Here is a 13,695-nt window from a genome sequence, read left to right as displayed (position 1 = left end):
GCCTAACCCCCTGGGTGCTGCTGCCCCTTTCCTGGGAGCCCCCCGGAGCGGGAGGGGGGGGCGGGACGGGGCGCCCCCCCCCCCCCCCCCCTTCTGCGTTGCGGGTTAGTTCACGGGGTGCACCGTCATCGGCATGCCGCCCTGCATCCGCAGGCTGAGCATCGCCTCGGGCACCGCGGGGTGGCAGGGGTGCATCCGCAGGTCCAGGTCACGGGTGACCAGGGCCGCGACGAACACCGCCTCCATCATCCCGAGGTTGCTGCCGATGCAGAACCGCGGGCCGGCGCCGAACGGGATGTAGGCGTACCGGTCCCGGCCGGCCACCCGCTTGGGGTCGAAGCGCTCCGGGTCGAACCGCAGCGGGTCCTCCCACAGCCGCGGGTTGCGGTGCATGACGTACGGGCAGACCAGGACGTCCGCCTTCGCGGACACGTGGTAGCCGCCGACCGTGTCGTCCTGCTGGGCGACCCGGGGCAGCACCCACACGGGCGGGTACAGCCTCATGGCCTCCTGGATCACCTTGGTGGTGTAGGTCAGCTTGTGCAGGTCGGCGGCCTCGGGGATGCGGTCGCCGAGGACCTCGCGGGCCTCCGCGCGTACCCCTTCACGGGCCTCCGGGTTCTGTTCCAGGAGGTACAGGGTCCAGCCCAGGGTGCTGGCCGTGGTCTCGTGGCCGGCGAGCAGCAGGGTGACCAGTTCCTCGCGCAGCCTCTGCCGTACCCGCTCCACGTCGCGTTCCTGCGCCCGGGCGGCCACGATGATCCGGGACAGGGCGTCGTCGACCTGCTCCCCGTCGGACATCCGGGCGATCCGGTCGTCGACGAGGGCGTCGGCGACCCGGTTCAGTTCCCGGCGGGCCCGGCGGAACCGGGCCTGGGCCGGGAAGGGCAGCCAGCCGGGGGTGGCTCCCTGGGTGACCATCTCCAGCATGGCCTGGTCCTGGACCTCCTCGAAGGCGTGGGCGATCGAGTCGTGCTTCGTGAGGTCGGAGTCGAGCAGGGTCCGGCCGAGCACCCCGAGGGTGAGTCCGGTGACCTCGTGGAGCACGTCGACCGGTCCGCCGCCCTCGTGGCGGCGCAGCAGGGCGACGAGTTTCGCCGCCTCCTCGGCGACGGCGTCCGCCTGCCGGTTGATCCGTCCCGGCTTGAAGGCGGGCTGTACGGCCCGGCGCTGGGTGCGCCACACCTCGCCGTCGCTGGTGAGGAGCCCGTCGCCCAGGACACGGCGGGCCTGCACGAGGCCGATGCCCTTGTGGTAGTTGTCGGCGTTGTCGGCCAGGACGTGCTTGGCGTAGTCCGGCCGGTTGAAGATGTACAGCTTCTTGGGGCCCATGTTGACCCGGACGGCGTCGCCCAGGTCGGCCGAGTCCTGCATCAGGGCCAGCCGGTCCAGGGCCAGTTTCTTCAGCAGTCCGGGCATCGCCCGCAGCGGCGGGCCCGGTGGGTGGATCTTCACGCCACCCTGCCTTCCACGTGGTCGGGGAGCAGGGCGCGGAAGCGGCCGCCCGCGAAGAGCAGGGCCTCCTCCTCGGGCTGCCGGGCCGCGCAGAGCACCTTGCCGAGGAAGATGGTGTGGTCGCCGCCGTCGTACCCGGCCCACTTCTCGCATTCGAAGTGGGCGACGGCCCCGGAGATGAGCGGGGCGTCGGTGACCCGGCCGGGCACCCATTCGACGGAGTCGAACTGGTCCGCGCCCGCCGGGCGCCTGCTGTTGGCGAAGTGGCGGGCCACGGACTCGTGGCCGGATGCGAGCACCGACACCGAGAAGGTGTCGGAGCACTGCAGGCTGCCGTGCATGATGGCGTCCTTGTTCACGCTGATCAGAATGAGCGGTGGCTCCAGGGACACCGAGGTGAAGGAGTTCGCTGTCATGCCCCGGGGGGCGTTCCCGCCGACGGTCACGATGGTGACGCCGGTGGGGAAGGTCCCGAAGGTCCTGCGCAGCTGGGTCCGGTCGCCCATGTCGACGAGCTCCAGAGTCGGAGCGGCCATCAGAGTCATGTCTGCCTCCCTGCCGGCGGCCGAATCCCGGCCGCGTAGGGCGCCAGCGCTTGTGCCAGCGCCTCGGGGATCAGAGCGGGGACCGGGCCGGTGTCGGGCCCGCGCAGACACACCACGCGCTGGCTGCCACGGGCCACGGGCACCTCACTGTCCCCGCCTTCCCTGACATATTCGAACGTCAGGTCGATCTGCGTGTGGCCGAGTTCGGCCACGCGCATCCGTACGGACAGGCGGTCCTCCGCACAGACCGCCTCGAAGAGCTCACAGTCGACCTGCAGGGTGAACAGCCGCAGGTCGGCGGGCGAACCACCGTTCCCGTCGGGCCCGACGGGTCCGTTGACCCCGTCGAGCTCGTCCAGCGCCGCCTGCCGCAGGAACAGCTGCCAGCAGCGTCCCTGCCAGTGCAGGTAGTGCACGTAGTCCGCGGCGCCGCCCGGCCCCGTCTCCACGGTGGAGACGGTGTGCCGGTACGCGAAGTGGTCCGCCCGCCCCGTCATGACGCGTCCGTGCCGTCGGTCAGGAAGGCGAAGACTCCCGGATCCAGAGCCCCGCGCAGCGCGGTCACGAAGGTCGCGATGCGCAGGTCACCGGCCGTGAACACCACCCAGTTCGCCCGGGTGGAGGGAGCCAGCGTGAGCGGTGCCCCCGCCAGGATCCCGGCCTTCTTCAGGCATTCGACGGCGCTCCACACCCGGGTCGCCGCCGTGTCCGGGGCTTCGCCCGTCTCGGTGGCCACCAGGGCCGCCAGCCCCGCGTACTCGCCCAGCAGACCCGACCACTCCTCCTGGGAGCGGACGTTGACGGCCTCCACGTCGGTGGCGACGGTCCGGTCCGCGACCACGCCGACGGTGACACCGAGGCCGTGGGCGGCCGAGATGTACCGGCCGCCGTCGGTCTCGGGGCGCCCGTCGGGCCGGTAGCGGATCTCGGCGGTGTCGCCGAGTGCCCGCTGCACCGCGGCCGCGGTGCCGGCCCTGCGGGAGTCCGTGGAGCCGTCGGCGTCCGGCGCGTCCGGTTCCACCGCGACCGCGATGTGCGTGCCGAGCACCTCCTCCAGGGTGCGTTCCAGGTACGAGCCGAGCAGCGGCTCCACCCAGGGCCCGGCGCCGTCGTTCTTCCGGACGGCGTGCAGGGTCAGACCGTCCCAGCGCTCGACGATCCGGCCGTCGGCGTCGCGCACCGCGACGTCGTAGACGTACTTGTCGCCCTCGCGGTACCGCTCGGTGGCGCAGTAGCGCACCTGCTCGGGAACGTCGGCCCCCTGCGCGAGCGGGTACAGCCGCTCGATGCCGGAGGGCAGCAGGGTGGCGTCGGGGACGCACACCTGGTTGCCGTGCATGAGCGCGTCCCGCATGCCCGGGTCCGCCAGCAGCAGCGTGGCGGGCAGGTACGGGGCGAACCAGCCGGCCTGCGCCCCCAGCGCCACGTCCGCGTCGACGTGGCGGGCGGCCGCCCGGTGGAAGTGGCGCAGCCGCTGGAAGCGGTCGCCCTGGAAGAGGACTCCGCTGCGGTACAGGTCCGCGACGGGCTCCAGCGGGGCCGCGGGAACGCCCGCGGGCACCTGCTCGGGCTGTCCCTCGGGGATCGGCATGTCCCCGTAGAGCAGCTTGGCGCGGAAGTGCTCGGCGACGAAGCCGGTCTCCTCCGCGTGGATCGCCACGTCCACGGTGTCCTCGGCGGTCACGGTGGCCGCGATGCGGATCCGGGTGGACCCGTTGGGCGGTACCACGATGGGCCGCAGGAACTGGGCCCCGTCGATGACGGGGACCTTGTCCCAGCCGGTGGCCGCGTGCGCGACCTGGACCATGGCCTCCATGCCGAGGACGGCCGGCAGGAGCAGGTTCCCGTCGAGGAGGTGGTCGGCGAGGTAGGCGTCGGTGCCCGCGTTGAGCTCGACCTCGGTGACCAGCTCCACCCCGTGGTAGCGCACCAGCGGGGTGCCGGTGAAGCGCAGCAGCGGCAGCTGCGGAAGGTCCTTGCGGACCGTGCCGATGCCCTCGGTACGGCCGCTGATGACCGTCACCACCGGGGCGTCCGGGTCCCCGATCAGCCGCAGCATGATCTCGACTCCGGCGTCCGGGGAGACCGGGACGATGCCCTCGCGGGACAGCGTCTCGACCACGGACAGCTTCTCGCCCATGCCGACCCCGGACCAGACCGACCACTCCATGCACAGGGCGCGGCAGCCGGGGTGGTTGCGGGCGACTTCCTCGGTGATGTCGGCCAGCCACTCGTTGGCGGTGGCGTAGTGCGCCTCGCCGCGCAGACCCGCGCGGCCGATGATGCTGCCGAAGGTGACGAGCAGCTTGAGGCTGCTCTCGCCGACCGCTTCGAGCACGGCCCGCAGGCCGTCGACCTTCGGGGCGAAGGTCCGCTCGAAGTCCTCGATGCCGAGGGAGGTCAGGGCGCCGGGCTCGTTGCGTCCGGCGCCGTGCAGCAGGGCCGTCACCGGGCCGAGCCGCCCGGAGAGTTCGGCGACCGCGGCGGCGACCCGGACCGGGTCGGTGACGTCGGCGCGGGCGTAGGCGACCTCGACCCCGCTCTCGGCCATCCGCGCCAGGTTGTCGGCGAGGTCCTTGTCGGCGGCCGGGTCGGAGCGGCCGAGGACGGCCAGCTTCGCACCGGTCTCCTTGGCCACGGCCAGGGCGCATTCGGCGGTGATGCCCTTGCCGCCGCCGGTGACGAGCAGGACGTCCTCGGAGCCGATGACGTGCTCGGTACGGGCGGGGGCCGCGGGCAGGGCCCGCAGGGTCGGGACCCGGCGCACCCCCTCGGCGTCGTAGTGCACCTCGGTGAACCGCCCGGTGGCCGCAACCTCCGCGACGACCGTCCGTACGGTGTCGGCCCCGGGGGCCGGGGTGTGCACGATGGTGGTGCGCAGGTGCCCTTCCTGGTGCAGGGTCTTGGCGAGTCCGGCCGCGCCGCGGCCGTGCTGCACCAGGACGAACCGGCGCTCGCGGTCCCCGGCGGCAAGAGCGGCCTTGGCGCCGTCGAGTGCCTGCTCGATGTGCGCGGCGGGGCAGGCCGGCGGCAGCCAGACCACCACGCCGGAGCCGACACCGGCGTGCTCCAGGGCCTCCTTGAGCTGCTGCCCGAAGGGGTCCCGACCGGCGGTGTACAGCTCCCAGGGGCCGTTCTGCCCGGCAGGTCCGGCCGGGGCGAGCGGCACCTCGTCGTGGTCCACCGCGAACGGGCGGGCCCAGACCGCGGATCCGGTGACGAGCGGGCCGCTGCCCGCCGCACCGCCGCCGGAGCCGGCCAGTTCCTCCAGGGCCTCGGCCAGCTGCGCCAGCGTGGCGGTGGCGAAGTTGGTCGGCACGTGGGCCGCGCCGATACCGAGGCTGGTGGCGGCCTGGTTGACGATCTGGCCGACCGTGATGGAGCTCATGTGCAGGTCGTCCAGCAGGCTGCTGTCGTCGGCGACCAGCTCCGGGGGCAGTTCGGCGCGCTCGGCGACGAGCGCCCTCAGCACCTCCAGGGCCGATGCGCCCTCGGCGGCCGTACCGGACGCCGCGTCCTCGCCCCGCCGGCCGTCGGCCGCGTCGCCGTCCGTCTCCGGCCGGGCGACGCGTCCGGCGGGCAGGGTGATCTCCGGGGCCTGCTCGCAGGGGCTGGTGAGGAAGCTGAACTCGGCCCCGATCTCCAGCGGCCGGGTCAGCCGGTCGCGGAAGAGCCGCTCGTGGATCAGCGGCGCGCCGCTCACGTAGGCCGCGCCGGCCACGGCCAGCAGGGGCCGCAGCGTCTCGTCGTCGGTGTTGAGCGCGAGGGCGGGTACGTCCACGGTGGCCGCGGCCAGGGAGCTGAGCACCCGTCCCGGGCCGACCTCGATGAAGAGGTCCACGTCCGCGGCGGCCGCCTCCACGGCCTGCGTGAAGAGCACCGGGTCGGTGATCTGCTGGCGCAGCAGCTTCGCGAGGTCGCTGTCCTGCTCCAGGTCCCCACCGGTGACGGTGGAGACGATCCGCCGGTCCACGGTCCCGAAGTCGGCCGCGGCCAGCCACTCGCCGAAGGACTCGGCGGCGGGGGCCACGAGCGGGGAGTGGAAGGCGTGCGAGACGGCCAGGCGGGTGCAGGTGACCTTGGCCTTCGCGGCCCGGGCGGCCACCTCCTCGACGGCGTCCACGGGACCTGCGACCACGGTCTGCTTCGGCCCGTTGTAGCCGGCGACCACCACGGGCAGACCGTCGGTGAGCGGGGTGATCTCCTCGGGGGCGGCGGCCAGGGAGGCCATCGTGCCGGAGGCGCTGTGCTCGGCCATCGCCGCGCCGCGCACCCGGGCCGCCTCCAGCAGGTCCGTGCCGTCCAGGGCGCCCGCCCAGTGCAGGGCGGACAGTTCGCCGAGGCTGTGGCCCACGGCCACCTCGGCCTCGATGCCCAGGGAGTCCAGGACCCGCAGGCCGGCGGTGGAGCCGGTGACGATCCGCGGCTGCGCCACGTCGGTGGCGACCATGTCCCCGGTGGTGGGCAGGCCCGCCTTGGCGTAGACCTCGGCGGCCTCCGTGAAGCGGCGGCGCAACGCGCCCCCGCCGGTGCCCTTCCCGGAGCCCTGGCCCGGGAAGAGGAAGCCGATCCGGGCGTCGCCGTCCACGGCCTTGCCGAGGAAGGTACGGCCGTCCGTGGCGAAGAGGCGGGTGGTGCCCTCGGCCGCGGCCGCCGCCAGCGACCTCAGCCGCAGCTCGGCGTCCTCCGGCGAGGTGACCACGGCGGCGGCCCGGTAGGGCAGCTCCCGCAGCTCCCGCTGGAGGGTGGCGGCGAGGTCGGCGAGCTGTGCGTACGACAGCTGCGCCGCGAAGCCGGCCACCTCGGTGAGGCGCTCGCCCAGGGCCTGCGGGGACTCGGCGTCGAGCAGCAGCAGCTCGGAGTCCTGCAGGGAGTTGGCGAGGGTGGTGGCGCGGCGGCTCGGGGCCGGGCGCCGCTTGGGCACGGCCTTGTCCACGACCACATGGGTGTTGATGCCGCCGAAGCCCATGGCGGTGACGGCGGCGCGCAGCGGTGCGTCCTTCGGCCAGGCCTCGGCCCGGCGGAGCACGCGCAGGTTGGCGCCGTCTTCGGTGAGCAGGTCGTGCGGTTCCACGCAGCCGATGGCGGGCGGCAGCATGGCCGCGTCGACGGCCAGGGTGGCCTTGATGAGTCCGGCGATGCCGGCGGCGGCCTTGGTGTGGCCGATCATCCCCTTGATGGAGGAGATGGCGGCGGTCGGCGCCTTGGCGTTCGCCTCGGAGCGGGCGCCCATGATGGCCCGGAGCTCGGTGGCGTCGCCGACCTCGGTGCCGGTGCCGTGGCCCTCGAAGAGGGGTACGGTGTCGGCGCCGAATCCGGCCCGCTCGTACGCCCGCCGCATGGCCAGCTGGTAGCCGCTGACCTCGGGGCGGGTGATCCCGCCCTGGCCGTCGGAGGCGATGCCCCAGCCGGCGACGGAGGCGTAGATGCGGTGCCCGCCGGCGAGTGCGTCCTCCTCGCGCATCAGGACGACCATGCCGCAGCCCTCGCCCGGCCAGAAGCCGTTGGAGCCGCGGTCGTAGAGCCGCATCTCCCGCTTGGCCAGGGCACCGGTCTTGGCGAAGCCGATGATCTCGAAGGGGTCGATGGACAGGTCCACACCGCCGGCGACCGCCACGTCCAGGTCTCCGTTGACCAGACCGGTGGCCGCGGTGGTGACGGACAGCAGGGAGGAGGAGCAGGCCCCGTCGACGGTGTAGCCGCCGCCGTTGAAGTCGAAGTAGTTGCAGATCCGCCCGGCGATCGTGTTGGACAGGCCGCCGGCCAGGGTGTCCTCGTCGATGGCGGGGAAGGGCTCCTTGTACGCCTCCTCCACGCCGGCGAGGAAGTCGGCGGTCTTCTCGTCCTCCCATTCCTCGGCCTTGAGCGCGGCGGCGAGGACCCTGCGTACGTACGGCCAGCGCAGCCGCATGACGTTGGCGCGGGAGAACTCGCCGGTGAGGGTGTTGCCGACGATGACGCCGGTGCGCTCCTTCGGCAGTCCCTCGCCGCCCGCGAACCCGGCGTCGGCCAGGGCCTGTCCGGCGGTGTCGAGGGCGAGCCAGTGGGTCAGGTCGGTGGAGCGGTAGGTGCTGCCCGCGATGCGGTGTGCGATCCGGTCGAAGGAGTAGCCCTCCAGGACGGCCGCGTTGCGGGCGTAGAAGCGGTCGGGGGTGGCCGGGTCGGCGTCCCAGTAGTCCGAGAGGCGCATGCGCACGTCGGGCAGGCGGCGGAAGGCGCGGCGGCCCGCGACCGCGTTCTCCCACAGCTCCCGGTGGGTGCTGGCGTCGGGATAGCGGCCCGCTATCCCGACGATGGCGATTCTGCTCACAGGGTCACCGTCACCTTCTGGTCCTGCGCCGCGGCGGCCCGCATGGCCGCGCACTTGCCGTGCTGGCAGCTGCCCGCAGTGCACGGGTCGGTGCCGGCGGCGGCGGGTGCACCAACGGTGGTCATGGGAATGGTGTCGGCCGCGGCGGAGACGGGCAGCTTGACCGGGGCCTCGGCGGGCGCCGGGGCGGCGGCCGCCACCGGTGCCGGGACGGCGGCCAGGGGCTCCACGGGGCGCAGGGAAACCGGCTTGGCGGCCGCCTCGCGCTGCTTGGTCTGGTAGTGCAGGCCCCACAGGTACAGGCCGCGGATCAGGCAGACGATCGCGGTGGCGAAGAAGATGCCGTACGTGATGTTGACGGCCATCAGCAGGCCGTAGACGGCGGCGACACCGGCGCCGAAGGCGATCTGCGAGGACTTCTTCGAGGGCGAGGTGCCCGGGTCGGTGACCATGTAGTTGGTGAAGAGCACGAAGGCCGTGCCCGTCATCATGCCCAGGGCCGCGGGGATGGAGGTGTCGAACATCCAGCCGCGGACGATCGCCTGGACGGCGAAGCCCACGAGCCAGCCCATGATCAGCGGCATGCGGTTGGTGAGCTTGGCGTTGAGCATCGTGCCGAGGGTGACGATGACCGCCGGGAGGATCCAGTCACCGGGGGCGGTGGTGCCCGTCAGGTACTCGGTGAAGTGGTACGGCGGGGCGATGCTGGCCCAGGGGAACAGCACCAGGATGATCATGATGCCGAAGTTCGACGGGTTCATGTAGTGCCGCATGCGGCCCTTGACCGGGGCGCGGAGCACGTGCTTGGTGCCGACGGCGACGACGACGCCGAACATCATGACCCACCAGCGGTCGTTGGTGTAGGTGAGCATGTTGACCGCGAGGCTGGTGATGTGCGCGGGAAGCAGGAACTCCCTGAGTCCCTTGAACCCGGCCCCGGCGTAGCGCGGGGTCCGGCCCTCTCCCTTGGCGCTGACCCATTCGAGGGCGATCTCGGTGGTGTAGCCGGTGGCCACCGCGATGAACGGCCACAGCCAGCCCTGCTCGAAACCGAGCACGGTGTAGCCGAGGATGTTCAGCACGGTGATCGAGACGGCGAACCGCTGGAGGGCCTTGATGACCTTGGGGTCGTGCCGCGGGGCCGCGGCGGGCTTGGCTGGGCTGCCGGCGGCAGCAGCAGCGGCGGTGGGGGTCGACACTGTCACTTCTCCTTGGCCTCGGTACCGAGCTGGACCGAGTGCCAGCCGGGGCTCAGCGAAAGAGCCTGCTTGCGGACCTGGCCGGTCGAGTCCCGCCAGGCGATGTTGGCCTGGACGGGTCCGCTGACCTTGCCGAGGCCGATGTGGACGTCGGTGCTGCGCTTGCCGGAGTGGCCGCTGCCGCCGTCGACGCGGCCGAGCAGCTTCTTCCCGTCGGGGAAGGTGACCGTCACCTGGGCGCCGACCACGGCGGCCCCCTTGTCGTCGACCAGCTTCAGACCGAGGAAGTCGTTGTTCGCGGGGCTCAGGTTGCAGTAGAAGACCGGGGCGTCCCACTGGCGGGCCACCACGAAGTCCAGGCGCCCGTCGCCGTCGGCGTCACCGGTCGCGATGCCGCGGGTGGGGACGGGGACGTCGAGTCCGAGCTCCTTGGAGACGCTGTCGTACTTGTCCCCGTTGCGGGTCCAGAAGCGCAGGAACTGGTCGCCGGCGAGGTCGTCGCCCGCCTCCAGCTTCGGCCACCAGCGCGGGTGCCGGAGCAGCTGGTCATTGGCGGTGGCGAGCTCCTGGAGCTGCGCCCAGCGGCTGCGCTTGCCCTTCACGAAGCCGGTGGCCTGGGTGATCTCGGGGCGTCCGTCGTTGTCGAAGTCGGCCATCTTGGCGTCCCAGCCCCAGCCGGACCAGGCGGTGTTGAGCGAGGCGCTGTCGTCCTTCCAGGGCGCCTTGCCGTCGCTCATCTTGTCGTGCAGGTCGTCGATGCTCTTCGCCTTGCTGATGAAGGTGTAGTTCGACTCCTGGATGCCGAAGGAGGTCGTGATGTTCGACAGGAAGGCGTCGAGGATGCCGTCGCCGTTCAGGTCGGCCCAGTCGATGCCCATGCCCTTGAACGAGCTGCGGCCGATCTCCTTCGACTTCGGCATCAGGCCGTTGTGGCTGGCCTTGACCTCCTTGAACTTGAGGTTGCCGGGCGTGGACCGGTTGTGCAGCAGGGTGGTGGAACCGAAGTCGAGGCCGAGGTACAGCTCGGGCAGCAGGTCGCCGTCCACGTCGGTGGCGGAGGCGGCCAGCGTCCAGCCCTTGGCTCGGCCCTTGGGGACGACGTCGGTGCCCGGGATCTGCTTGTAGCCGCCGGCGGCGGTCCGCAGGAAGAAGTGCCCGCCGCCGCCGTTCTGGGCGTGCGACATGGAGTCGTTCATCGTGACCCCGCCGTCCTTCGTCCAGTCGAGGACGGGGCTCTCGGGGAAGTAGTTGCCGATGTAGATGTCCTTGCGGCCATCGCCGTCGAAGTCGGCGACCGCGGCCGCGTTGGAGTTCCACAGCGGTCCGGTGTAGATGTCGCCGCCGGCGCCCGGGACCAGCTCGACCGGCTCGAAGCACTCGGCCTTGGGCGGCATCTTCTTGTCCCAGGCCATCTTCTTCTGCTGGAAGATCACCGGGGTGCGGCCCCAGTAGTAGACGAGCAGGTCGGTGGCGCCGTCCTCGTTGAAGTCGCCGGGGACACAGCCGATGGGGGCGCTGTACTTGCTCTTGGGCAGCGGCGCCGGGTCGAGCGCGAAGGGCTCGTACGAGGCGCTCTTGCGGCCGGGCACCGGCGCCGGGGTGACGACCGCCTGGTCGATCCGCGGGTCCGTGATGCAGAGGTCGTTGGGCAGGCCGTCGTTGTCGATGTCGTTCATGGCGACACCGGCGCCCACGGAGGAGATCCACGCCTCGATGTGCTTGTACGCCTTGTTCACCTTGCGCACGGTCTGCTGCTTGTAACCGGCCGGCATGGCGATGGACATGGGCTCGAATTGGAAGGACTTTGCGAGTTCCCTCTTCTCCGCCGCAGAGGATTCGTCCGGCTTCACCGCGTAGAAGGCGCTCACCATGACCACAAGGGCCACAATTCCGGCTGCCTGCCTACGCAGCCAGCCCACTGGGTGCTGCGTCATGCGCTGGCGCCTTTCTGGGAGTATGCGGGAACAATGACTCGTCGGGCGATTTCCTGCCGCCAGGTTTCGAAGGCGGGAATGTCACCGCCGGGGCAGCTTTCCGGCCGCGTGTCCAGGCACACCTGCGCGGCCTCTTCGGGCGTACGGCCGGAGCACAGCACGCGGGCCGCCATCCGGGTGTGGTCGATCGTGGTGTCGGCCTTGACGCGGGCCTCGGAGGCGAAGGCGGAACCCTGCGCCAGGTTGGGCAGGTTCGGTCCCGCATGCTCGGCGAATCGTTTCAGCTCCTGCTCGTCGGCGCTGCCCGCGTACGTGCAGGCCAGACCGGAGCCGGCGTACAGGTCGGGGTGCCGGTGCTCGGGGTACGAGGAGATCAGCCCGGCCACCACATCGGGGTCGGTGCCTCCGACGAACCACAGGGCACGGCCGATGCCCTGGTCGAGAGCGCGCTGGCTGTACGCGTCCGGACCGCCGGCCCAGCTGAAGGGGTGCTCCTTGTGCGGATTGCGGACGTAGTCGTCGGTCTTGAAGTACGCCTGGTGGAAGCCGTACCCGTCGAGGATCAGCCAGCGCAGCACCGGGTCGACCTTGGTGACGTCCGGCCACAGGAACTTCGGCAGCCGGGCCATCGCCCAGCCGACCCCGACCCAGATCATGTAGTCGTGCTTCGCGCCCTCCCCTTCGAGGAGGCCGGTCAGCCGCTTGTCGCTGCCGCTGAGCGCGTCGAGCATGACGGCACCCATGCCGGCACCCTCGTACGCGAACCCGCGGTAGGAACGGGGGACGGTCTCGAGCCATTCCTCGGCCTCGGCCGCCGAACGGGCCTCGACCGCATAGGCGTACCCCTGGAGGAAGGTGCACCCGACAGTTTCCAGCTGATGCTTCGCTTCCGGGTTCTTCACGTGGAATCCGCGTCGTTCCAGATGCGTTTCCCGGACATTGGGTGTGAGAACTCGGCGCCTCAGCGCACGCAACATGGACACGTAGCAAACCGCCCCTCGTATTCTTCCTGAATTTTCCTTGCCGAATTGACTCAAATTCGAATCTAGCGATGGACCCCGACCGGGCGTCTACTCCGTTCTTGCTCAAACGGCGTTGACGAGCAGCCGGTCCCGCACCGCCTTTCGCCACAGCTCGTACGTGGGCACCGGGCCCTGCCCGCCGGCGAGGTCGGGAGTGCTGTCGTCGGCGAGCAGAGCGGCCTGCTCGACGGTCAGCCCGGCCAGGGCGTGCACCGCCGTACGCGTGTGCTCGGGGATCGTCCGCGAGAAGTGGCGGGCCTTGGCCGCGAACACCGAGCCCTGCCCCAGGTGCGCGCGGTGCTCGCCGGAGGCGGAGTACAGCGCGGCCAGGTCCTCGGGGGTGGAGCAGCCGGCGAAGGTGGCGGCCAGCCCGACGCCGGCCCACAGGTCGGCGTGGCGCTCGGAGGCGAACCTGCGCAGCGCTGCGGTGACGTTGTCGACGTGCGCACCGTGGATGAACCACAACGCGCGCCCGACCCCCTGGTCGAACGCGCGCTGGAAGTAGTCGGGGTGCCCGTCCCACGGGTACGGACTGTCCAGCCGCTGTTCGTCGATCCAGCGGCGGGTGTCGAAGTAGGCCCGGTCGAAGCCGTAGCCGTCGACGGCGAGCCAGAGCATCGGCGGGTAGAACTCCTCGCCCACCAGCTCGGGCATGACCTTCTTCCACAGCGGGCGCGGAAGCTTGGCCATGGCGAAGCCGATGCCGATGTAGTTCAGGAAGATGTGGCGGCGCCCGTTGGCGCCTTCCATGAGCTCCTGGGTGCGAGGTCCGCGGCCCGGGCCCATCGTGTCCCGGATGACGGAGGCCATGGTGGCACCCTCGTACGCGAAGCCCTGCAGTTCGGGGTCGACCAGTGCCAGACGGCGCTCGGTCTCCCACAGGTCACGCGCCTCGATGCCCCACTCGAAACCGGTGACGACCGCCTGGGGAATGCTCTCCAGCTGGGCGGTGGCAGCCGTCGGGACGACGGGGAACCCCCGTCCGGCGAAGCTCACCTCGCTCAGGGCCGGTGCCATGAGCAGCTTGCGCAGAGCGCCCGTTGCCGTTCCCACGCTGTGCCTCCTCGACGCGGCCACCGGGGTGGTGGCAGGAGGCCTCATGGTCAAGGGCCGCTATAGCACGGAGCATCTTCAGTAGTGCGCAACACCCCCATCTTGCATGCGTGTTGGGGAAGTCCGCGGGTGGACGTTCGAGCGGGTGTTCAGGAGGGTGCGGAGCGTTCAGCGGTA

The 13,695-nt window shown here is 71.5% G+C and carries 8 protein-coding genes; all 8 read right to left on the bottom strand.

What is annotated here, in order from left to right:
- Nucleotides 1-105: 105 nt before the first annotated feature.
- The 8 genes from ACZ7H1_RS32230 to ACZ7H1_RS32195 all read right to left on the bottom strand — a co-directional run bounded on the left by ACZ7H1_RS32230 (nucleotide 106) and on the right by ACZ7H1_RS32195 (nucleotide 13,566).
- The gene (locus ACZ7H1_RS32230) at nucleotides 106-1,455 is read right to left on the bottom strand and encodes a cytochrome P450 (protein WP_470791439.1); all 1,350 of its coding nucleotides are present in this window, start codon (nucleotides 1,453-1,455) and stop codon (nucleotides 106-108) included.
- Entirely contained in the window at nucleotides 1,452-2,000 is a 549-nt protein-coding gene (locus tag ACZ7H1_RS32225) for a flavin reductase family protein (RefSeq protein ID WP_470791438.1), read from the bottom strand. Before ACZ7H1_RS32225 ends, ACZ7H1_RS32230 begins: the two co-directional genes overlap by 4 nt.
- Nucleotides 1,997-2,497 (bottom strand): acyl-CoA thioesterase, encoded by a 501-nt coding sequence (locus tag ACZ7H1_RS32220; RefSeq protein WP_470791436.1) that lies wholly within the window; start codon nucleotides 2,495-2,497, stop codon nucleotides 1,997-1,999. Before ACZ7H1_RS32220 ends, ACZ7H1_RS32225 begins: the two co-directional genes overlap by 4 nt.
- Nucleotides 2,494-8,310, bottom strand: coding sequence for a type I polyketide synthase (locus ACZ7H1_RS32215; RefSeq protein WP_470791435.1), 5,817 nt, complete (start codon nucleotides 8,308-8,310; stop codon nucleotides 2,494-2,496). The genes ACZ7H1_RS32220 and ACZ7H1_RS32215 overlap by 4 nt, the downstream gene beginning before the upstream one ends.
- Nucleotides 8,307-9,509 carry an enediyne biosynthesis protein gene (locus tag ACZ7H1_RS32210; RefSeq protein ID WP_470791433.1) on the bottom strand — a complete coding sequence of 401 codons (1,203 nt, stop codon included), beginning with the start codon at nucleotides 9,507-9,509 and terminating at the stop codon, nucleotides 8,307-8,309. The genes ACZ7H1_RS32215 and ACZ7H1_RS32210 overlap by 4 nt, the downstream gene beginning before the upstream one ends.
- A 2-nt stretch (nucleotides 9,510-9,511) precedes the next feature.
- Nucleotides 9,512-11,380, bottom strand: a complete 1,869-nt coding sequence (locus ACZ7H1_RS32205; protein WP_470791489.1) for a CRTAC1 family protein — start codon at nucleotides 11,378-11,380, stop codon at nucleotides 9,512-9,514.
- Nucleotides 11,381-11,439: 59 nt separating this feature from the next.
- On the bottom strand, nucleotides 11,440-12,420 hold the full coding sequence (locus ACZ7H1_RS32200; protein WP_470791487.1) for a DUF1702 family protein: 981 nt from the start codon (nucleotides 12,418-12,420) through the stop codon (nucleotides 11,440-11,442).
- 108 nt (nucleotides 12,421-12,528) lie between these two features.
- On the bottom strand, nucleotides 12,529-13,566 hold the full coding sequence (locus ACZ7H1_RS32195) for a DUF1702 family protein (RefSeq protein WP_470791485.1): 1,038 nt from the start codon (nucleotides 13,564-13,566) through the stop codon (nucleotides 12,529-12,531).
- Between the last annotated feature and the right edge of the window lie 129 nt (nucleotides 13,567-13,695).

Source organism: Streptomyces sp. NPDC037401, from assembly GCF_055602345.1.
Note: the sequence above shows the minus strand (reverse complement) of the source record. Positions and strands in the feature narration are given on the sequence as shown.

Coding starts and splice junctions, on each gene's coding strand:
- ACZ7H1_RS32225 (WP_470791438.1), bottom strand. CDS start 2,000: ATGACTCTGATGGCCGCTCCGACTCTGGAGCTCGTCGACATGGGCGAC.
- ACZ7H1_RS32220 (WP_470791436.1), bottom strand. CDS start 2,497: ATGACGGGGCGGGCGGACCACTTCGCGTACCGGCACACCGTCTCCACC.
- ACZ7H1_RS32205 (WP_470791489.1), bottom strand. CDS start 11,380: ATGGTGAGCGCCTTCTACGCGGTGAAGCCGGACGAATCCTCTGCGGCG.
- ACZ7H1_RS32200 (WP_470791487.1), bottom strand. CDS start 12,420: ATGTTGCGTGCGCTGAGGCGCCGAGTTCTCACACCCAATGTCCGGGAA.
- ACZ7H1_RS32195 (WP_470791485.1), bottom strand. CDS start 13,566: ATGAGGCCTCCTGCCACCACCCCGGTGGCCGCGTCGAGGAGGCACAGC.